Here is a 22,036-nt window from a genome sequence, read left to right as displayed (position 1 = left end):
GTCATATAAGCTGCACTTTATTTTTGAATTTTTTTTAATCAATCAATCCGTTTTTTACCATTTCTATTTGACAGTATTTCATAAATCAGTAGAATACGCTCCGTTGTCTCAACGACAAAGCGGGAATAGCTCAGTTGGTAGAGCACGACCTTGCCAAGGTCGGGGTCGCGAGTTCGAGCCTCGTTTCCCGCTCCAATTTGCCCGAGTGGTGGAATCGGTAGACACAAGGGATTTAAAATCCCTCGCCTTTCGAGGCGTGCCAGTTCAAGTCTGGCTTCGGGCACCATTAGGTTACTAATAAATAAAATATAGTCGCAGTAAGCGGCTTTTTTTATGTCTGGAATTTATAGATAACTTATAAAAGCTCATAATTAGGAATAGTTGGATTGACCCCTATATCTAATTCCTAAAATTGAAGATTTAACAGATTTATAAAATATTGATGAAAATGTAGTTCTTTTCCTAAAAAAAAGCCTAACGGAGTTTGTTAGGCTTTATAAATTTCTTTGTTTACGTGGATAATGTTTATTTAGTAAATTCCTCGGTTTTCCTCAGTAGTATTTTCATCAATACCTAATTTGTGGTATAGACTACAACAATGTTTTTAATGCCTCAACCAACCGGACATATTTAGTGTATTTTTTCTGATATGCTTGATAGTTGTCGGTATTTGGATAAATTTTCCGCATATTGTCAGCTAATTTAATTGGATTTTCTCCCGCACTTTGCATTGCCATTAGCGCAGCACCTAAACATCCTGTTTCCTCCGTTGCGGGGATCTCCAACATCATTCCGGTTAAATCAGCCAGCATTTGTAACCACACATTCGATTTTGTCGGTCCACCGGTAACTCTGAGAACATTGACATCAGGAAAGCGCTGTAACATTCGGGTTAAATGATACATTGTACTGAATAGTACACCTTCATAGACTGCTTGCATCAGGTGCATCTGAGTATGGTGAGATTGTATGCCGTAGAACCCAGCCTGCATTCCGAGTCCCGCATTGGAACCGTATAGGAAAGGAACAAATAGTACGGAACTTGAGGCTGGTGGCAATTGTTCAATACCTTTATTAATTTGATGATAATCTAAATTCCATTGCTTGATAAACCATTCCAAATTACCGGCGGAGGTGGGGCTGGCCTCATGTACTAAAAATTTACCTTTTTCCGCATAACGCCCATAAACAAAGGGAATAATTTGGTTTTGGTCGATGTGAGCCGTGACACCACTGACCACTGACCAAGTGCCCAAGACTACATTAAGTTTTTTCTCATCGTCCAATCCGGCACAAAGTGCGGTAGAAATAACATCAAATAATCCGCCTACTACAGGAGTACCTTCTGCTAAACCTGATAATTTGGCTGCTTCAGAGGTCACATAACCTGCAACTTGATCTGGCGCGATAATAGGGGGCATATTTTCAAGAATGCCGGACAACCCAAGGATTTCCGCCAATTCATTTTCATATTTACCGCTTTGCATATTATATAAATTAGATTCAGAAATATTGGTTTCTTCACAATGTAACTCACCGGTTAAACAAAAACGAAGATAATCGTGTGACATCAATATTGAACCAATTTTTGCATAGCGTTCAGGCTCATTTTCTTTTATCCAACGTAAAACGGAAACCGGATGCCCTGTCCATAAAGTTTGTCGGGTGAGCGGATAGAGTTTTTCCTGTATCCCTTCTTGTTGCCATTGACGCACGATATTTAATGAGCGTTGATCGGAAGATAAGATCGCTCTCCCCAGCGGTTTTTTTTGTTTATCTAATAAAAATGCACCTTTGCCTTGTGCGGAAATACCGACACCTTTAATTTTTTGGGGATTAACCTTACTTTCTCTTATTGTTTGGTGTATGACTTCGGCACAAATCAGCCATAATTGTGCCATATCTCGTTCTGCATAGCCTGCTTTTTCACTGATGACCTCAACATTTTTACGCATACAAGCGGACATATTGCCCTGTTGATCGAATAATGCGGCTTTTATAAAGGTTCCCCCACAATCAATGCCAAGATAATAATTCATGCTGATTCCTTATTATTCAATAGTTAGTTTGTATAGGCTGTTACTTGAGGTGATAAATAGCGTCTTTTGATTATCCCCAAAAGTGCAGTTTGACGTAGTTTTACCTACAATAAAACGCCCTAAATACGTTCCATCCGATAATAAAACGAGAATTCCGTTTTCACAGCTGCAATATATAACTCCCTGTTTGTCAATTTTTAAACCATCCGGAATACCCGGATTAATTTCTGCTACATTACGGCGGTTTTTTAAACGTTTTCCTTCCACATCAAAAACGACTAAATGATGTAATCCTTCTTTTTCGAATTCAACAATGGACATATCGGCTACAAAGAGTTGTTTTTCATCTGACGAGAATGCTAAACCATTAGGACGCATTACGTTAAAAGTAGCAATATTGATTTCATCTGTTTTAGGATCGTAACAATAAACATAGCAACCGATAATTTCACTTGGTGATTTTTTTCCCTCTGCATCACTTAAAATACCGTACGGCGGATCAGTAAACCAGATTGTACCATCGGATTTTACGACAAGATCATTTGGGGAATTGAAACGTTTTCCTTCCAGCTTATCTACTAAAATTTGTACATTACCTTGTTTATCGGTTTTACTGATTGCTCGTCTGCCATGTTCGCAAGTAATCAGATTTCCTTCCATATCAAGGGTATTACCGTTAGCGAAATAAGAGGGTGAACGTAATACTTGTGTACCGTTTTGTTTTGTCCAACGATACAGGGTATTACCTTTCACATCACTAAAAATGACAGCTTGTTGTTGGGGTAACCAAACAGGGCCTTCTGCCCAGACGGCATTGGAAAAAAGCTCATCCAGTTGGAATGTCGTACCAACTAAAGTGTAGAAACGTTCGTCATAAATTTCAGTTGTAAATATTGCCATATATTGTTCCTAACGGTTTTTATCTGTAAAACAGAAGGGAAGGATATAGAAAAACACAACGATTTTTGACCGCACTTTATCCTCATCCCATTTTATTCAGGGTTCTCCCCTTCTATTGAACAACTTTTCTTTATTTCACACCCCAAATGGTTTTATAAGCTTCTTTATAACCATTTTGTGGGTCATAAAGATTTTTATCACCACCATCAAAAGCAACATTTTCTTGAATAACAAGATGTGCCGGAGTGATATAACCGGATGGTTTTTCTTTCGAGAAGGCACGGTTTAATTCATCAACCAGTTGCCAACCGTGTAAATTAAGTGGCTCAGGTACGGTTGCGAACTGTTTATCATTATTACGAATACGTTGATAAGCTGTCACGGAACCGTCTCCGGCAGAAATGTTATATGGCATTTCCCCTTTATTGGCGGAACGTAATGAAGGTGACATAAAATCAAAATATAAGTCGTTGATCGCTAATGTATATTGCAAATCATCACCATATTTTTGCAATAGACTGAACGTTAGGCTAGGCATACGGCTGGAGGTATCTGCTAACGGTGTATCGATAAATTCCAATACTTTACAATCTTGACATTTTTCAATAACTTCTTTCATCACATTGGCTTTACGCAAAGCGATTTCATATAAGGAATCGGTCAGAATCACGACTTTTGCTTTTCCGTCAGATTTTGCTACTGCTTGTAGAGCAGAAAGTCTGGCGATTTCATCAGAGTCAGAGGTTACATTATAGAAAATATTGTATTTGTCATCAGGACCGGCTTGTGGAGAGGCGTGCCATGCCACTAAAGTAATACCGTTTTTACTTGCTTTTTGTAGCGGAATCTTCGCTACGTTTGGGTTCCAACCACCAATAACAATGGCATCCGGTTTTTTTGCAATGGCTTGATTTAATGCGGCTAATTGGTTATTTACTGTACCCGCCCCATCCAATACATCAAATTTCCAACCGGCAATGTTTGAGGCTTCTTTCATGCCATCAATTACTCCTAAAACACCACCGTTTTTCATATCAGATGCGATAAAAATAATGCTTTTACCTTGTTGTAGTTGAGGACCTGTTGTCGGACCATCCCACTTTTCCTGTTTTGCGGTTGCTGCAGCTACTTGTTTTTTAGCATCTTCAACGAAGGAATTATTAGCTAATGCATTGTTTGTGAAAGAAATTGCAGCAAGTGTAGCGACTGTAGTTAAGGTTTGACGAAAAAAATGTTTCATAGAGAGCTCCTCTTGACTTAGTTAGACACTTTTTTTTGGATGGATTTTTGGTTAAGCAAGCGTTTACGTTGTGCATAGCCTGCAATAGTGATGGATAACAAGAGTGTTGAGCCATTAAATAATGGTTCAACCCAGAATGCACCACCAAATTGCTGAATACCCGAAATACCAATTGCGAGTATTGCGATACCGACAACCGTTCCCCACACATTAATTCGGCCCGGGCGGATAGTAGTACTTCCTAAAAAAGCACCAACTAAGGCTGGTAACAGGTAGTCCATTCCCACACTCGCTTGACCGACTCCTTGTTGTGCAGAGATCAGTACGCCGGTAAATGCGGTGAGAACACTGGACACAACGAAAGGTGCGATCGTATATTTTTTGATATTAATTCCGTTGAGGCGTGCAGCTGTTGGGTTTGCACCTACCGCATACATACAGCGTCCGGTTGGTGTATGTTCGGTGATAAGCCACATAATAACGGCGACGATTAATACATAGAATGCGGAGATAGGTATTCCAAAAATTTCCGTGCTGTTTAGTGCAATAAAGCCGTTTGGTAGATCACCGACAATTTGCCGACCGCCCGAATGCCATAATGCGACAGCATACAATACGGTGCCGGAACCGAGTGTAGCCACAAAACTGTCAATATCGGCTAAGGCGACCAAAATACCGTTTAACAAACCATAGAGAGCTGCTATAGCTAATACAATCAGCATAGCTACCGGCCAAGAAAAACCGAATTGTACTTGTAAAGTGATGACTAAAATATGCCATAGCACGATGCCGAAACCCACGTTTAAGTCGATTTTTCCGACAATCATCGTTGTTGTCGCGGCTAATGCGAGTAAAGCAATTTTGGATTTACTTTCCAAAATAGCGTTTAAAGTGAGCATTGACGCAAAAGAATCGGTAGTAAGTGAGAAAATAATCACTAACAACACACAAAGCCAGAGTAATCCATAACGAGTTAGCATTTGTGTAAACCACGCCGTAAAACCATCATGGGAAATGGATACTGGTTGTTCAAGTGCGGTCGATTTTATATTAGTTTGAGCCATACAGCCTCCAAAGAAAATATAGGGGATTGAACGGGAAAATTCTCACCCTGAATTTATTTTATGCTGCTTTAGATTGGGAATCCGAAGCTAATGCAAGTAAATTAGCAAAAGTGATCTGCTCATTTTTTAATTCGCCGGCAATATCACCACGGTTAAAGACTAGTGCCCGATTACATAAATGAGCAATTTCTTCAAAATCAGTGGAAATAACGATAATTGCTATGCCCTTACCAAGCGCTTTATTGAGTAAATCGTAAATTTCTGCACGGGCACCGACATCAACTCCGGCTGTTGGGTCTTCTAAAATTAGGATTGGCGTATTTAGATGCATCCAACGTGCCAATACGATTTTTTGTTGATTACCGCCGGATAATGCACTGGCATCAATAAATAGGTTTTTCGGACGAATATCGAATAATTGGAACTTGAACCAACTCTCACCTAACTCATTTTTGCGTTTATACCATTTAAGTGGAGGGTGACCGCTTAAAACCGGATTAATAAACAGATTTTCAGTCGTTGTTCTGTTCATAAAGACACTTTCCTGAGTACGATCACCGGCAACCAGAGAAATGCCTTTATGAATCGCGTCCTGTGGAGAGCTTGCCAGATAAGGTTTATTATCCAAATAAATTGAACCTTGATCTAAATTGCGTAATCCGAACAGCAAACGACCGATTTCTTCCTGACCTGCACCGCGTAACCCGGCTAATGCAATCATTTCGCCTTTATGTAGATTAAAGGATACCGGACCGGTATCACCGACAACTACGTTATCTAATCGTAGAATTTCATCAGTGTTCTTAGGGAGGGGAATGCGTTGTTTACCACGACTTTCTTCGCCAACAATGGCTTTTACCAAGCTTTTAACGTCATAGTCTTTCGTTGCACCTTCTGCGACAGGAAAGCCATCTCGCATTACTAAAATACGATCAGATATGGCAATGACCTCATCTAAACGGTGGGTTACATACAGCATACCCACACCTTGCTCCCGTAAACGGTTTAATACAACAAATAAATGTTCTACATCGTTTGCCGGCAGAGAGGCGGTCGGTTCGTCTAAAATTAAAACTTCGGCATTGACTGCAATTGCTCGGGCAATAGCAAGCAGCGCTTTTTCTGTTCTGCTGAGATCAAAAACGCGAGTATCAGCAGATAATTTAATGCCGACATAATCCAATGCCTGTTGGGTCTGTTTGTAGATTTTTGCCCAATCAATCAAACCGAAACGGCGTGGAAACCCCATAACAAATGCCATATTTTCTGCAATAGTCATCCACTCGATTAAACCGAGATCCTGATGGATAAAAGCGATAGGCTGTTTATTAGAATTAGAAAGAGATTGTGCGGATTGAATTTTCTGATTTTTGAATAAAATTTCACCTTCATCACAATTGTAGATACCGGCCAAAATTTTGATTAAGGTAGATTTTCCGGCACCATTTTCACCCAATAGCGCCACAATTTCCCCTTTATGAATATCAAGATTGACATCATTAACCGCAACGTTTCCACCAAAGCGCTTAATAATATGCTGCATACTTAATATCGGTTGTGTGTTTGAAGTCATATTTCCTCCATTTGAGGAATAAGTAACAAATATAAATCCAACTCGTACTTACTTATCGTGTAGAAAAGTGCGGTTGTTTTTTCAATAGTTTTAAAATTTAGCGTCAGTGTGATGCCCAAACAGAAAACCGCATCACACTGGAATTAATATTAAATTTTTAAGGTTGGGATTATTGAGCCAATTCATCAATTTTATTGACTAAATCATCACCATGTTTTTCAATGAAGGATTTACGAACATCTGCTTCGATTACCGCTTTGAATGGTGCATTATCCACTTTATCAATCACCTCAATGCCAGCTTTACGCAATTTTTCCACGATGTCTTTTTCGTTTTGTACGTTCAGATCGCGTTGATATTGTCCCGCTTCTTTGGCTGAATCCAAAATTGCTTGTTGCAATTCAGGAGATAAGCTGTCGAATTTAGCTTTGTTCATTACTACGATGAGCGGAGTATAGCCGTGATTGGTTAAACTTAAGTATTTTTGTACTTCATAAAGTTTCACCGACCAGAAAATACCAATTGGATGCTCTTGGGCATCTACGGCGCGAGTTTCAAGTGCAGTGTAAAGCTCTGATAATGGCATTGGTACAGGATTACCGCCTAACAAACTAAATGCTTGAATATACATTGGGTTTTGATTGGTACGTATTTTTAACCCTTTAACATCTTCCGGTTTATTGATCGGATGTTTGGAATTGGAAAATGCACGGAAGCCCACATCCCAAAAAGCAAGCCCTTTTAATCCTTGTGCTTCAAGATCTTTTAATAAGCCTTGACCGATTTCACCATCCAACACTTTATAGACATGTTGGCGATCTTTAAAAATAAATGGGATATCAATGACGTTTAATTTCGGCTCTAATCCGGTAAAGTTTGGTGAACCGGACATTTCTAAATCAATTGTACCGCCACGTACAGCGCCGATCATGGTTTGTGCATTGCCTAATGTACTATCAGGGAAGAGGCTGAGTTTAAGCTCCCCCTTTGTTTTTTCTTTTAATAATTCATTGAATTTTTTTGCAGCGATATGTTGAGTATCACTACGTGGTGCTTCATAACCGAAACGTAGTGTCGTTGAGGCATTTGCACTGCCGGCAAATACAGCCATTCCCGCCGTCAATGCGATTAAGATTTTTAGATTGAAAAATTTCATATTGTTTCTCCTATAGAAATTAAGCGTTTTTCAACGCTGTCATAAAGTCATTCACGACAGCCTCACTTTCATTTTATGCCGACATCCAATTGAGTGGCTCAATAATTAATGATGGCACGAAGATAAAAATGAATAGCAAGGTAATCATCATTAACAGATAAGGTAGAACTCCTTTTGCAGCCTGCTCGAAAGGTAATTTTGATACGCCGGTAATCACATTGAGTACATTACCCACAGGCGGTGTGATCAGCCCAATAGAAGTATTCAGAATAAACAGTACACCGAAATACACAGGATCAATGCCTGCTTCTTCGACTAATGGCATTAATACTGGGGTCAGAATTAATACGGTTGGCGTTAAATCCATTACCATACCGATAATAAATACAGCAATCATGATAACGATTAATAGCACCGTTGGATTATCGATTAATGGCTCTAATAGTTCTGTCATGGCTTGAGGAAGTTCGGCAACAGTAATCAACCAACCGGTTACGTTTGCCGCTGCGACTAAGAACATGACCACTGCTGTTGTTTTTGCAGCAGCTAGAATGACAGGATAGAGATCCCTAAGTTTTAACTCGCGATAAATGAACAGTGACACGAATAGGGCATAGAATGCTGCTACTGCACCGGCTTCGGTTGGTGTAAACATACCGGAACGGAATCCACCAATAATAATGACAGGTAACATAAGCGCCCAGATACTGTTTTTAAAAGAAATGCAGAGTTCTTCGCGAGTCGCTTTAGAAAATGTCATTAAATTCAAGCGTTTTGCTTGCCACCACCACAGGGCTGAGAGGCTCACGCCCATCAAAATACCGGGGAAGATACCGGCTAAGAACAATTTGGTGATAGATACGCCACTTGCAACGCCGAAGATAATAAATGGAATTGATGGAGGAATAATTGGTGCAATAATTCCCGCTGTGCCGATTAAGCCTGCCGATTTATCTAGAGGATAGCCTGTGGTTTTCATCATCGGTAGTAACATTGCAGCAACCGCAGCTGTATCTGCTACGGCAGAACCGGAAAGGCCTGCCATAATCATAGCGGCAAGAATGGCAACAAAACCCAGCCCACCACGTTTATGACCAACCAATTTCATTGGTAAATCAATAATTCGTTTGGATAAACCGCCTTCATTCATAATTTCACCAGCAAGAATGAAGAATGGAATTGCCATTAAAGAGAAACTGTCTGCCCCACTCACGATTTGTTGGGCAAGAATTTGGGCATCAAATAAATCTAAATGCACCATCAGGGCGATACCGCATACCAACAAAGAGAATGCCACAGGAATACCCAGCATAATTGACCCCAGTAAAACAGAAAGGAAAATTACTACGGTCATTGTTCTTCTCCTTTAACTAATAGGGTTAATGTGGAAATAAAACGAGTTAATATTAGTATTCCGAATAGCATACCGGCAATAACACTGGCGAGATAAGTGACACCGCTTGGAATACCGGAGATTGGTGCGATATTATTGATGTTTAGCTGAAACTGTACCCAGCTACCTTTTACAATTAAATAACTGCAGAAGAACATAATCGCATCAGTCAAAAGATAAAGTATGCTACGTTTCTTCTTGGATAAACGCTCTGTAAGCACAGTAACGCTAACATGTTGCTTTTCACTAAAAGCAAGAATTGCTCCTAAGAATGTTAGCCATACAAACAAATAGCGGGAAACTTCTTCGGTAATGTTAATGCTACTGTTAAAACCATAGCGTAAAATTACGTTAAGAAAGACTAAGCAAGACATTATGCTGAGTATAGTTACTACCAAGATTTCAAGCACTTTGCCAGTGTAAATCGAGAGAGATTTCATCATGCGCTCCTAAAGTTCACTAATGGCAACTTTTACGACGATTTTACGTATTTTTTCCGATTGACCATCCATAGAAGCGGGACGATGAATATCTTCAGGAAAAAAGACGGCAAAATTGCCCGGACGCATGATCAGTTCTATTTCATTCTGCATATCGGTATAGAATAAAATATCACGCTCCGTATCATAATTTTTTGCAATCGGGTTATTACCTAAATCCGCAGCAACGCCAATCCGCTCTTTGCCGGAATGGAGATATTGCACATCAAGATATTGACGGTGAACTTCCGGTAAAATATCAGATTTGTCTTTTGTTTCTAAATCCAGTACTTGTGCATAGATTAGATCACCTTTAATAGGATAACGCCCCGTTTCCATACAATCGAAATTAGTCGAAGCCAAATAATCCAAGGCTGTCTGGATAGCCACAGGATATTCTTTCTTATTAACTTTAGATATATGCCCAAAAAACATAGATACCTCGTTTATGAAACTCAGTGAAAATTGACCGCACTTTTATGCATTGGTGAGGCAAATGTTAAACCGAATGCTACTACAGAGATTTTAATTTCGCCCAAACCGTATCATCTACCGGAATACCATTCGCTTTGTTGTCAGCCAAGATAGTCGTGAATTCGTGACCCGGTAAACGAACTTCAACATGTGGATTGGCGCGCTCGGCAGTTTTCACATACTCCATAATACGTTGAAGTTTGGCATCTTTAGTCTCACCATCAATTAGGCGATCGACTTCAATTGCAATAAATACTTGAGAAACGCAGTATTCATCATCTTTATCTTCTGTCACTGCTGCGGTAGATTCACCATTAGAGAGTAATGTTGCAATCATATCCAATACGATGGACAAACCTGAGCCTTTCCAGAATCCCATTGGTAGTAGGCGGCGGTTTTTTTCTACTATTGCCGGATCACGGGTTAAATTACCATCATCATCAAAGCCGGCATCCACGAAAGTTTGACAACCTGCCAAACGATGAACTTCAAGCATACCGTATGAGTACATAGAACAAGACATATCTACCATAGTGATAGGGGTTGTTGGAATGGCAATAATTAGTGGGTTAGTACCTATGCGGCACTCTTTCGCACCCCAAGGTGGCATTACGGCTAAAGCATTAGTCCAACAAATACCAATGTAACCTTTTTCTGCAGCTTGCCATCCGTAACTACCGCCACGCATCCAGTGATTCGCATTACGCAAGGCTACCACACCAATACCATGCTGTTGGGCGATTTCCATTGCACGATCCATCATTTTCTTAGCGGTTAGATTACCAATTGCTTGATGAGCATCCCATTGTTCAATAGCACCTAAAGAGAGTTCTTTGGTTGGCTCGGCTTCAGGTACGATATCCCCATTCTCCAGCTGCTGAATAAAACGAGGAAAGCGGTTTACCCCGTGTGAATATGAGCCTGCTTGAGTTGTATCGGCAAATAAACTGGCACAATCTTCGGCAATATCCTCACGCATATGACGTGAAAGCAAAATACGTTTAAATTCCGCTTTTAATTCATTATAAGAAACTCTCATAGATACCTCTTTATTTCATATAGTGGATTTTCATTTCATAATTTAAGATCTCAACACTATAATGTCAATAAATGTACGAAATAATAATTTATTTAAAATCATATGCTTGCATATTATTTTTGGAATTTGTGATCTTGATCACAATATATGTAAATACAATTTCAATATGTAAAACGATACTATTATAATGTCAGTGTTAATTGAAAATTTACTCGGAAGGATATGTGATATGGTAGGTGAAAAGCCAAGTGGAAATCAGAGTTTAATTCGTGGATTACGCATTCTTGATATTTTAAGCAATTTCCCCAACGGTTGCCCTTTGGCAAAACTGGCTGAGATAGCAGAGCTAAATAAAAGTACGGTACACCGCCTGTTGCAGGGATTGCAAAACGAAGGATATGTACAAGCAGCTAGTTCAAATGGTAGCTATCGTTTAACGACCAAATGTTTGAGTCTTGGTCATAAGGTTCTTTCTTCATTGAATATCATACATATTGCAGCGCCACATTTGGAAAAATTGAATTTAACTCTCGGAGAAACAGTGAATTTTTCAAAACGGGAGGGGGAACGGGCGATTATGATTTATAAGTTAGAGCCAACGGTAGGGATGATTAGAACGAGAGCATATATTGGGCAGCATCTTCAATTATATTGTTCTGCGATGGGTAAAATTTATCTTGCCTACGATAAAAATAGTGATTATTTAGACGAATACTGGGCATCTCATCAAGATGTTATTCATAAGCTTACCCACAATACCATAACGGAATTGGGGGAAATGCGTAAAGAATTAGAGGACATTTCTAGAAAGCAGTATGCAATGGATAAAGAAGAAAATGAGCTGGGGGTAGTGTGTCTTGCCTGTCCGATATTTGATTTCCGTGGTCATGTGGATTACTCGGTCTCTGTTTCGATGTCGGTTTATAAATTACAGGAACTGGGTATCCAATTTTTTCTCAAGGAAATTGCACAAACTGCCCGTGATATTTCCTTTGAACTAGGTTATTTTTCCTCTGATAGCTAATTAAAAAAGTATTTATAATTTCGCATAAAAATTACATTAAAACTGACCGCACTTTAAATGTTTAAGATTGTCTTAAGGTTCGCTCTGTTTATTTACTCAGTTTTATATTTAATTGAACAAGGTTTTTATGCGATTTTCACAATATTTTTTTAGAAAGTTTTCTCTTTCATCAACGGCACTTATTGCTTTAGTTTCTCTTTATTTCACACTGGTTTTAAATTATCAGTTTTATAAAACGATATTAAAAATCCATCCTTTTACAGGTAATACTGAAGACTATTTTTTATTTACAGTACCATTTTTTGTTTTTTTTACGCTAAATGCTGCATTTCAGCTCATTAGTTTACCTATTCTCCATAAAGTAATCATTCCGTTACTTTTGGTAATTAGTGCGGCAATTAGTTATCAGGAAATTTTCTTTGGTATTTATTTTGATAGTAATCAGCTGAATAATGTTCTTCAAACGAATTTTGCCGAAAGTTCTCGAATGATTACACCCGCTTATCTGTTATGGATCTTTACCTTAGGAATTATTCCGGCTTGGTTGTATATTCGTACACAAGTGAATTACCGTCGTTGGTATAAGGAAATTTTAGTTCGTTTGGGAATGGTTGCTTTTTCTAGCGTGATTATCGTCATTATTGGGAAATTTTATTATAAGGACTATGCGGCATTCTCGCGTAATAATAAAGAAATCGTGCATTTAATTGTGCCATCAAATTTTATTGGTTCAACGATACAATTAGTAAAGAAAAATTATCGGACGAATTTACCCTTTACAAAAGTTGGTCTGAATACTGCTGTGGAAAAACCGGATACATATCGTCATGTGACGATCTTAGTGGTCGGGGAAACAACACGGGCACAAAGTTGGGGATTGAATGGTTATGCCCGCCAAACTACACCAAAATTGGCAGATCGTGATGATATTATCAATTTTAAAAATGTGTCCAGTTGCGGTACGGCAACGGCAATTTCCGTACCCTGTATGTTTTCCCGCTATACCCGTGCCGAGTACAACGCGACTAAAGCCGCAAATGAAGATAATTTATTAGATATTTTACAGCGTGCCGGCGTTGATGTTTTATGGCGTGATAACGATATGGGATGTAAAGGTGTATGCGAACGTGTTCCTACGCAAAATCTGACGGAATTAGATTTAGCTGATTATTGTAGAAATGGGGAATGTCTAGATGAAATTTTATTAAAAGATTTGGATAAGGAACTAAATAAGTCGGACAAAGACACAGTAATCGTATTACATACGATCGGCAGCCATGGACCGACTTATAACGAACGCTATTCCAAAGCTTTTGAACGATTCACGCCGACTTGTGAAACCAACGAAATTCAAAAATGTTCAAATGAACAATTAGTAAATACTTATGATAACGGCATTCTCTATATTGATAATTTTTTGAATGAGGTAATCAAACTTTTGGAACAAAAAACAAATTGGGAAAGTATTATGTTTTATGTGTCCGACCACGGTGAAAGTTTAGGTGAAGACGGTATTTATTTGCACGCTGCGCCTTACGCTATTGCACCTGAATACCAAACCAAAGTTCCGATGGTGATGTGGTTTTCACCGGCATGGGCAAAAAATGAAGGCTTTGATTTGAACTGTTTACGTAAAAATGCGGAGACCCAAGAATATTCTCACGACAATTATTTTCACACGATTTTTTCAATGTTAGATATAAAGAACGATTTAAATATTTACGATAAAAAACTGGATATCTTGGCGCAGTGTAAAATTTAAACCTAAATCTAATTCGTACGATATTTGATTATAATAGGCGGAAATAGCTCCGCCTATTTTTTCTTACCAAATTAACGCCCAATTTCTTTGCTAATGAGCTACGGTTTATTATTTCCAATTTTCACGTTTGGCTTTTTGTAGTTTCCCATAAGCATTTAACAAGGCTTGATGTTCTTTGAAATTTTTCAACATCTCATCACTTGCCGGTAAGTTATAGAAAGGATTCCCTTTTTCTGCCGTGGCTACCCAAGCCTGTTTCACCGCATCCTTACCGTACATTTTTTCGAGTGCGGTGCGATATTGCATCGGCTCACGGTTTTCATCTAAATGAAGTTCAATAGTACTGATCAACGCACGGTAATAATTGGCACGTTCCGCCGTGAAAACGGAAGCGTTCATATTCAGTGTCCAGTTTGCCCAATCTAATGCCTGTTCCAGTTCGCCTAAAGCCAAATGTAGCATTGATTTTAACTCACCGATTCGTAATGTTGTCCAACCGCTGGTTTTAGGCGCAACAATGCCAATAAATTCACGTACGCGGGTGGCATCATCAATATTTTGCGTATCCAATTCTTCCAATAATTCTTGGTAAGTCGCCAAATCATGATGCCAATTCGGTAAATCAAGCAGAATTTCACGCCAATCCATTCCCATATTGTTATTGGCGTAAATGAGATCATCTACCGGATAAATATCCGACATACCCGGTACGATAATGCGGCAGGCATACACGCCCAAATGGCTGTAATCCATAATATAGACTTCTTTATTTTCTTTGCGGAAAATCGCCATTAAATTTTCATATTCTTCTTGGGTTGTGCCGGAAAAATCCCAATCGGTAAATTCATAATCAGGCGTTTGTTTGAATAAATCCCATGAAATCAAACCGCTGGAATCAATAAAATGGGTTTCTAAATTAGCGTGTTCGGCAACATCTTCATTATTGAAAGAAGGTGGAGCGAACACATCCAAATCTTTCAAGCTACGACCTTGCAGAAGTTCTGTAACCGTACGTTCTAATGCCACTTGGAAATTAGGGTGTGCGCCAAAAGAAGCAAAGCATGTGCCATTATTCGGATTCAACAAGACTACACAAATAACCGGATACTTCCCACCTAAAGAGGCATCAAAGGCATAAATCGGGAAACCTTCTTCCTCTAATTTAGCGATAGAGGCTTGGATAGAAGGATAGCGATCCATCACCTCTTTTGGAATTTCCGGCAAGCTAATAGCTTCAGCAATAATTTTATTTTTGACATAGCGTTCAAAAACTTCTGACAAGCCTTGCACGCGAGCTTCAAATTTGGTATTGCCCGCCGACATTCCGTTAGACACATAAAGATTGGCGATAACGCTTTGCGGAATATAGACAGTTTCTTCATCGGATTGGCGAACATAAGGCATTGCTACAATGCCACGATCATAATTGCCAGATTGTAAATCCACTAATAATTCCGGCGTAAGCTCGTCTTCCGGATCAAAATAGTTAAGCAAATTATCGTCTAAAATCCCCTCCGGTAAGACGGATTCATCTTCAATGGAAAACCATTTTTCACTTGGATAATGAACGAAATCACCGTTTGCAATTTCTTGACCTAAATAGAAATCAGCAAAGAAATAGTTGGTGGAAAGACGCTCAAAATATTCACCTAATGCGGAAGCTAAAGCGGCTTTTTGGCTTGCACCTTTGCCGTTGGAGAAACATTGAGGGCAATCTTTATCACGAATATGTACTGACCACACATTCGGTACGGGGTTTAGCCAAGAGGCTTCTTCAATATTAAAACCAAGTGCGGTCAATTTTTGCTGAAATTTGGCAATGCTGTCTTCAAGTGCTGCATCTTTGCCGGGAATAAAGGTTTGTTCAATCATTTTTGTTCCTAAACTCAAGATAAAAGTGCGGTGAATAATAGGGGAGTTTTGCCAAGGTAGCAAGAATTGATTTTTACTTTGTGGGAGAATTTTCTATTTATTATCGGGCGAAATACGACAGGGGGAAATATCTTCTTGAAAGGCCTCGGACGGTTGCAAAAATGTAGGAATTTTTGACCGCACTTTTTCCGTATTCAGGGTTAGCGGGTAAGTTTGTTTTTGTGCCACAATCAAGGTTAAAGGCGAAAACAGCGTGGCGCGTTGATGTTTTATGGAAAGATTTTTGCGTTCCATAATTTCAAAATGAAGTAATTCCAACCAGTCAATAATGCGCCAAGTAGGATATTGACGGAAAGGGAAATGGTCGAGCTTTTGTTTGAAAATCAACGGGCTGAGAGGATTAAACAAAGAGAGAAATAGCCAACCGTCATCCGCCAGTACACGATGGGCTTCCCGTAAAATTTGGTGGGGATCTTGAGAAAAATTGAGCGTGTTGGTAAGAAAACAAGCATTGATTTCTTGTTGAATCAAGGGCAACTCTGTGGGTTTTGCCTGAAGTAAGCTATTGTTAGGCGTTAAAAGTGCGGTTAAATTTTGAGAAATTTTTTCACTGATCAGAATTTGGTGGCGCATTGGTAGTTCGGTCGGGATTTCCGCGCTTAATGCACCAATTTTTACGATTTGATAGCCTAAAATTTTTGATAACCAAGGGGCAAATGCTTGCTTTAATGCGTTACAATAGGTTTCGCCTTGTGGCAGTTGTTGCCAACTTGTCGGTGATATGAAGGGGCGTTTTGTTTTAGCGTGCCAATTGATGATCATAAATAAATTTAGCGAGGAATTATGTTAGTTGCGCTACCAGTGTTGAATGACAATTATATTTGGCTTTATCAACGTGAAAATTTGCCGATTATTATTGTCGATTTACCGGAAACGGACAAGCTCTTTTCGTGGATTGAACAACACAATTTCCCGATTGAAGCGGTTTTATTGACCCACGAGCATGAAGATCACACGCAAGGCGTGGCGGATTTCAAACAGCGTTATCCGAACGTGCCGATTTATGGTTCGCAAGAATGTGCGAAAAAAGGGGCGACAAAGATCGTCAATGAAGGGGAAATAATCACACCGAATTATCGTATTCAAGTTATCCCGACCGGAGGGCATACGGCGCAGCACGTGAGTTTTTTGATGGATAATCACCTGTTTTGTGGTGATGCGTTATTTTCTGCCGGTTGCGGGCGTGTTTTTACCGGCAATTATGCGCAAATGTTTGAGGGGGTGTCACGCCTAAAAGCATTACCTGATGAAACCGTAGTTTGCCCGGCGCATGAATATACCTTGAGTAATTTAGCTTTTGCGGAAACCGTTATAAAAGAGAAAAGTGCGGTCAAAAATCACCGCACTTTTGTCGAAAAACTGCGTGCCGAAGGAAAACCGAGTTTGCCCACAAGGTTAGGATTGGAAAAGTCCATTAATCCTTTTTTGCAAGCGTTAACGCTGGAAGATTTCATTATTTTACGGAAAGCAAAAGATATTTTTTAACTCTTTTTAGTTATTCTTGACGAGTTATCATTTGTTGATTTGCTCAACGTCGTACAATTCATTAGAATAGCGCATTAATTTTTTATTGAATATTTACTGCATATTGAAAGTGCGGTAACCCCTAAATGTATTATGACCCTTCTTGTTCTTGGCATTAATCATAAAACCGCTTCTGTCTCGGTGCGTGAGAAAGTCGCTTTTTCTGATGAAAAGCGACATCTTGCCTTACAACAAATTCAGCAACAAAATCTTGCCGAAGGGGCTGTGATTCTTTCGACCTGTAATCGCACGGAAGTATATTTGCACCATCGCCAAATTTCACCGCAAGAATGCGATAAATGGCAGCAAAATGTGGAAAATTGGTTTGCGGATATTCATCAACTTTCGTTGGCGGAACTTTCGTCGAGTATTTATACCCACCAAAACCAACAGGCCGCTAATCACCTTATGCGGGTAGCTTGTGGCTTGGATTCGTTAATTTTAGGCGAACCGCAAATTCTGGGGCAGGTTAAGCAGGCTTTTCAAATTACGGAAGCCTATTATCAACAGTCTAAAGTGGCACTCTCAAGTGAATTTTCCCGTTTATTTCAAAAAACCTTCTCTACGGCGAAACGTGTGCGTACAGAAACTGATATTGGTGAAAGTGCCGTATCGGTGGCGTATGCCGCTTGTAGCCTAGCCCGTCAAATTTTTGAATCCTTGCATGGTGTGAATATTTTGTTGGTCGGAGCAGGGGAAACCATTGAATTGGTGAGCCGTCACCTGCTACGCCATGGCGTGAAAAGATTAATGATCGCAAACCGTACTGTGGCAAAAGCGGAGTTACTCGTCGAAAAATTGGCAAGCAATACTCCTATTGAAGTTTTTTCCCTTGATCAATTACAAGATGCGCTGGATCAAGCGGATATTGTGATTAGCTCAACGGGTAGTCCGAATGTACTCATTAGTCAAGAAATGGTGAGTCTTGCTCAGAAAAAACGACATTATTCTCCAATGTTGCTAGTCGATATTGCCGTTCCGCGTGACATTGATGAGACGGCTGCCAAACTGGATAGCGTTTATCATTACACTGTGGATGATTTACAGGATATTATTCAGCGTAATTTGAGCCAGCGGGAGCAAGCATCAAAACAGGCGGAAGGAATTATTGCGCAAGAATGCGAAGATTTTTTTGAATGGTTGAAAGTGCGTCAATTTTCCAATCTGATTAAGCGTTATCGTGAAGATGCGGAGCAGATGCGCCAAGATTTATTGGGAAAAGCCTTACAACATTTGCAACAGGGCGATAATGCGGAAGCTGTATTGCAGGAATTAAGTTATAAATTAATGAATAAACTTATTCATGCACCTACGCAAACCATGCAATCTATGATGAAAGCAGGCAATGCGGAGGGGCTACATTTATTCTCTAATACACTTAATCTTTCACCTCTTGATGAAAAAAATAGTTAAATTTTTGACCGCACTTTGTGGCTTTCTCGCATTATCTACGATGGCGGAATATCGAACTTTTACCGATGCGAATATTACCTATGGTATTTTTCACGCCAAACCGGAAGAAGTGCGCTTGCATTGGCGGGATAGTGAAGGTCAAAACTACCATTCTCTTACTAATCTGAAACGTGCCTTACAAAAAGATTACCAAATCAAAATGCTCATGAATGCCGGTATTTATAGCAAAAATAATACGCCGGCAGGGTTATGGATTGAAAATGGCCAAGAATTAAACCCGTTGAATAATAAACGAGGGAAGGGGAATTTTCATGTTCAGCCTAATGGCGTATTTGCTGTAGTGGGTAAGATGCCTCACATTCTCACGACGAATGCCTATCAAAAAAAGCGATTAAAACCGACATTTGCCATGCAATCCGGTCCTATGTTACTCATTGAGGGGAAGATAAATCGTCAATTTAGAGCCGGCTTGGAAAGTTATCATAAACGTAACGCAGTATGTTTGGATAAGCAAAACCGACTGTTTTTTATTTTAACGATATCAGGAAAACCGAATCTTTATACATTCAGTCAGGGATTACAAAAAATGGGTTGTTATCAAGCGCTGTATTTAGACGGCACAATTTCTGACTGGTATATCCCCAATAGGTTTAATAGTTTTCACTGGCATCATTTTGTCGGAATGATCTCAGTGAGCGAAATGGATAAAAAATAACAAAAGCGTTTTTTTTATAATCAACTGAATCTAAAAATTGGGATTTTTACAAAAAATGATTGACGAGGTAGAGGCAAATCAGCATAATACGCTCCGCAAAGCCGATATGGTTAGCAGAATGGCTACATAGCTCAGTTGGTTAGAGCACAACACTCATAATGTTGGGGTCGCAAGTTCGAATCTCGCTGTAGCCACCATTTGCGGGACTGGCGAAATTGGTAGACGCACCAGATTTAGGTTCTGGCGCCGAGAGGTGTGTGGGTTCAAGTCCCTCGTCCCGCACCATTTATCGCTTTGTAAGTCAAAATAGTAGTTGGGGTATCGCCAAGCGGTAAGGCACCGGGTTTTGATCTCGGCATCCCTAGGTTCGAATCCTAGTACCCCAGCCATACTATCCTAAATTTTCTGTATTCTTAGCAAAAAGAATTTCTCTGTTGGGGTATCGCCAAGCGGTAAGGCACCGGGTTTTGATCTCGGCATCCCTAGGTTCGAATCCTAGTACCCCAGCCATCTTTATTTTGAATGTTTCACTTTAAATTGAGTCTTTCATTCGTTCTACTAAAACAAAAATGCGATCAAAATTATTCACAAACTCGCTTACTCATTTGCTCACCCCTATCGGGGGCGTTGGCAAAGCCAACGCTCAAAAAACGTTGTTTTTTGTGACCGCACTTTTTGTATTTTCTAGTGTTCTCTGGTTTTAAAGAAGGCAATATCCGGATAACGTTCTTGAGCTAAATTCAAATTCACCATTGTTGGGGCGATATAAGTGAGATTATCACCTCCGTCTAGGGCTAAGTTTTGCTCGTTTTTACGTTTAAATTCTTCAAATTTTTTCCCATCGCTACATTCAACCCAACGGGCTGTTGCTACATTCACATTTTCGTAAATGGCTTCTACGTTGTATTCTGTTTTCAGGCGGGAAACTACCACATCAAACTGTAGCACCCCCACAGCACCTACGATCAAATCATTATTGGTTAGAGGGCGGAATACTTGCACTGCGCCTTCCTCAGAAAGCTGCACTAAACCTTTTAACAACTGCTTTTGTTTGAGAGGGTCTTTCAAACGAATCCGACGGAATAATTCAGGGGCAAAATTTGGAATTCCTGTGAATTTTAAATTTTCGCCTTGAGTGAAGGTATCGCCAATTTGGATCGTACCGTGGTTATGCAAACCAATAATATCGCCGGCATAAGCTTCTTCTGCATGTGAACGATCCCCTGCCATAAAGGTCAAGGCATCAGAGATCACCACATCCTTACCGATACGGACATGCTTAAGTTTCATACCTTTTTCATACTTACCGGAAACCACACGCATAAAGGCGACACGATCTCGGTGTTTTGGATCCATATTCGCTTGGATTTTGAACACGAAACCGCTAAATTTTTCTTCTGAGCTTTCCACTGTACGGGTGTCTGCTTGACGTGATTGTGGTTTTGGTGCCCATTCCGTTAAGCCATCAAGGAAGTGATCTACTCCGAAATTACCCAGTGCAGTACCAAAAAATACAGGGGTTAATTCACCTTTGATAAAGGCATCATATTCAAATTCATTGCTTGCCCCTTGTACCAATTCTAATTCGTCACGCAATTGTTGGGCTAAATCATCGCCTACCGCCGCATCCAGTTCCAGATTATTCAAGCCTTTCACAATACGAACCTCTTGAATGGTTGAACCTTGCCCGGATTGATATAAATAAGTTTCATCTTTGGTGAGATGATAGACGCCTTTAAATAATTTACCGCAGCCGATTGGCCAAGTGATCGGGGCACAACGAATTTGCAGGACATTTTCCACTTCATCCAGTAATTCCATCGGATCACGAATATCACGGTCAAGTTTATTCATAAAAGTGATAATTGGCGTATCACGTAGGCGGGTGACTTCCATTAATTTAATTGTACGTTCTTCAACCCCTTTTGCGGAATCAATCACCATTAGGCAGCTGTCCACCGCCGTTAAAGTGCGGTAAGTATCTTCAGAGAAATCTTCGTGTCCGGGGGTATCAAGCAAGTTCACTAAGCAATCATTGTAGGGAAATTGCATCACGGAGGTGGTAATCGAAATTCCACGTTGCTTTTCCATTTCCATCCAGTCGGATTTTGCGTGTGCCGCCGAGCCTTTACCCTTTACCGAGCCGGCAGTTTGAATCGCATTACCGTATAAAAGCACTTTTTCGGTGATAGTGGTTTTACCCGCATCGGGGTGGGAAATAATCGCAAAGGTTCTGCGTTTATTCACTTCTTGAGGATAAGTCATGATCTTCTCTTGTTCGTTAAAAAATGTCCGCTATTCTCGCTGAT

18 protein-coding genes and 6 tRNA genes are annotated in these 22,036 nt (G+C 39.9%); 11 read left to right on the top strand and 13 right to left on the bottom strand.

The features are described 5' to 3' along the window. Positions 1–119 precede the first annotated feature (119 nt). Positions 120–195, top strand: a tRNA-Gly gene (locus tag A3GE_RS0103860). A 4-nt stretch (positions 196–199) separates the two neighbouring features. Further along, a tRNA-Leu gene (locus tag A3GE_RS0103855) sits at positions 200–286 on the top strand. A gap of 304 nt (positions 287–590) precedes the next feature. Here the strand turns inward: A3GE_RS0103855 and A3GE_RS0103850 are convergent. From A3GE_RS0103850 to yiaK, 10 genes are all read right to left on the bottom strand, one after another. After that, positions 591–2,039: an FGGY-family carbohydrate kinase gene (locus tag A3GE_RS0103850; protein ID WP_018355958.1), complete on the bottom strand. Its 1,449-nt coding sequence runs from the start codon at positions 2,037–2,039 to the stop codon at positions 591–593. Positions 2,040–2,051: 12 nt separating this feature from the next. After that, positions 2,052–2,939 carry an SMP-30/gluconolactonase/LRE family protein gene (locus A3GE_RS0103845; RefSeq protein ID WP_018355957.1) on the bottom strand — a complete coding sequence of 296 codons (888 nt, stop codon included), beginning with the start codon at positions 2,937–2,939 and terminating at the stop codon, positions 2,052–2,054. Between the two features lie 130 nt (positions 2,940–3,069). Beyond that, the gene (locus A3GE_RS0103840) at positions 3,070–4,179 is read right to left on the bottom strand and encodes an ABC transporter substrate-binding protein (RefSeq protein ID WP_018355956.1); all 1,110 of its coding nucleotides are present in this window, start codon (positions 4,177–4,179) and stop codon (positions 3,070–3,072) included. A gap of 17 nt (positions 4,180–4,196) precedes the next feature. Continuing rightward, a complete protein-coding gene (locus A3GE_RS0103835; RefSeq protein WP_018355955.1) occupies positions 4,197–5,243 on the bottom strand; it encodes an ABC transporter permease in 1,047 nt (348 codons plus the stop codon). 58 nt (positions 5,244–5,301) lie between these two features. Beyond that, on the bottom strand, positions 5,302–6,816 hold the full coding sequence (locus A3GE_RS0103830) for a sugar ABC transporter ATP-binding protein (RefSeq protein WP_018355954.1): 1,515 nt from the start codon (positions 6,814–6,816) through the stop codon (positions 5,302–5,304). Between the two features lie 169 nt (positions 6,817–6,985). Next, positions 6,986–7,972: a TRAP transporter substrate-binding protein gene (locus tag A3GE_RS0103825; protein ID WP_018355953.1), complete on the bottom strand. Its 987-nt coding sequence runs from the start codon at positions 7,970–7,972 to the stop codon at positions 6,986–6,988. 73 nt (positions 7,973–8,045) lie between these two features. Then, positions 8,046–9,326: a TRAP transporter large permease subunit gene (locus tag A3GE_RS0103820; RefSeq protein ID WP_018355952.1), complete on the bottom strand. Its 1,281-nt coding sequence runs from the start codon at positions 9,324–9,326 to the stop codon at positions 8,046–8,048. Then, positions 9,323–9,805 (bottom strand): TRAP transporter small permease, encoded by a 483-nt coding sequence (locus A3GE_RS0103815; RefSeq protein ID WP_018355951.1) that lies wholly within the window; start codon positions 9,803–9,805, stop codon positions 9,323–9,325. Before A3GE_RS0103815 ends, A3GE_RS0103820 begins: the two co-directional genes overlap by 4 nt. Positions 9,806–9,814: 9 nt before the next feature. Continuing rightward, on the bottom strand, positions 9,815–10,279 hold the full coding sequence (locus tag A3GE_RS0103810) for a NanQ anomerase/TabA/YiaL family protein (RefSeq protein WP_018355950.1): 465 nt from the start codon (positions 10,277–10,279) through the stop codon (positions 9,815–9,817). Positions 10,280–10,358: 79 nt separating this feature from the next. Continuing rightward, positions 10,359–11,357: a 3-dehydro-L-gulonate 2-dehydrogenase gene (gene yiaK, locus A3GE_RS0103805; RefSeq protein ID WP_018355949.1), complete on the bottom strand. Its 999-nt coding sequence runs from the start codon at positions 11,355–11,357 to the stop codon at positions 10,359–10,361. A 229-nt stretch (positions 11,358–11,586) separates the two neighbouring features. Between yiaK and A3GE_RS0103800 the strand changes: the two genes are divergently transcribed. Together A3GE_RS0103800 and A3GE_RS0103795 are read left to right on the top strand one after the other, a co-directional pair. Further along, on the top strand, positions 11,587–12,381 hold the full coding sequence (locus tag A3GE_RS0103800) for an IclR family transcriptional regulator (protein ID WP_018355948.1): 795 nt from the start codon (positions 11,587–11,589) through the stop codon (positions 12,379–12,381). A gap of 127 nt (positions 12,382–12,508) precedes the next feature. Continuing rightward, on the top strand, positions 12,509–14,143 hold the full coding sequence (locus A3GE_RS0103795; protein ID WP_018355947.1) for a phosphoethanolamine transferase: 1,635 nt from the start codon (positions 12,509–12,511) through the stop codon (positions 14,141–14,143). Between the two features lie 108 nt (positions 14,144–14,251). Here A3GE_RS0103795 and ycaO read toward each other — a convergent pair whose 3' ends face one another. Both ycaO and A3GE_RS0103785 read right to left on the bottom strand, forming a co-directional pair. After that, the gene (gene ycaO / locus A3GE_RS0103790) at positions 14,252–16,015 is read right to left on the bottom strand and encodes a 30S ribosomal protein S12 methylthiotransferase accessory factor YcaO (RefSeq protein WP_018355946.1); all 1,764 of its coding nucleotides are present in this window, start codon (positions 16,013–16,015) and stop codon (positions 14,252–14,254) included. Positions 16,016–16,108: 93 nt separating this feature from the next. Further along, on the bottom strand, positions 16,109–16,837 hold the full coding sequence (locus A3GE_RS0103785) for a class I SAM-dependent methyltransferase (protein WP_018355945.1): 729 nt from the start codon (positions 16,835–16,837) through the stop codon (positions 16,109–16,111). A 21-nt stretch (positions 16,838–16,858) separates the two neighbouring features. On the opposite strand from A3GE_RS0103785, the gene gloB reads away from it, so the two are divergent. From gloB to A3GE_RS0103750, 7 genes are all read left to right on the top strand, one after another. Further along, on the top strand, positions 16,859–17,560 hold the full coding sequence (gene gloB, locus A3GE_RS0103780; RefSeq protein ID WP_018355944.1) for a hydroxyacylglutathione hydrolase: 702 nt from the start codon (positions 16,859–16,861) through the stop codon (positions 17,558–17,560). 132 nt (positions 17,561–17,692) lie between these two features. Further along, complete coding sequence (gene hemA, locus A3GE_RS0103775) at positions 17,693–19,012, top strand: glutamyl-tRNA reductase (protein WP_018355943.1); 1,320 nt, start codon at positions 17,693–17,695, stop codon at positions 19,010–19,012. Beyond that, a complete protein-coding gene (locus A3GE_RS0103770; protein ID WP_018355942.1) occupies positions 18,996–19,727 on the top strand; it encodes a phosphodiester glycosidase family protein in 732 nt (243 codons plus the stop codon). Before hemA ends, A3GE_RS0103770 begins: the two co-directional genes overlap by 17 nt. Before the next feature lie 120 nt (positions 19,728–19,847). Continuing rightward, positions 19,848–19,924 (top strand) — tRNA-Met (locus A3GE_RS0103765). Positions 19,925–19,927: 3 nt separating this feature from the next. Then, positions 19,928–20,012: transfer RNA gene (locus tag A3GE_RS0103760), tRNA-Leu, on the top strand. A gap of 29 nt (positions 20,013–20,041) precedes the next feature. Continuing rightward, a tRNA-Gln gene (locus tag A3GE_RS0103755) sits at positions 20,042–20,116 on the top strand. A gap of 46 nt (positions 20,117–20,162) precedes the next feature. Continuing rightward, a tRNA-Gln gene (locus A3GE_RS0103750) sits at positions 20,163–20,237 on the top strand. A gap of 174 nt (positions 20,238–20,411) precedes the next feature. On the opposite strand, the gene prfC is transcribed toward A3GE_RS0103750, so the two are convergent. After that, entirely contained in the window at positions 20,412–21,992 is a 1,581-nt protein-coding gene (gene prfC, locus A3GE_RS0103745; protein WP_018355941.1) for a peptide chain release factor 3, read from the bottom strand. Positions 21,993–22,036: the final 44 nt, after the last annotated feature.

The sequence above is a fragment of the Rodentibacter pneumotropicus DSM 21403 genome (assembly GCF_000379905.1).
Taxonomy (GTDB): domain Bacteria; phylum Pseudomonadota; class Gammaproteobacteria; order Enterobacterales; family Pasteurellaceae; genus Rodentibacter; species Rodentibacter pneumotropicus.
The sequence above is the reverse complement of the archived record's forward strand: the minus strand, read 5'-3'. Positions and strand labels throughout refer to the sequence as shown.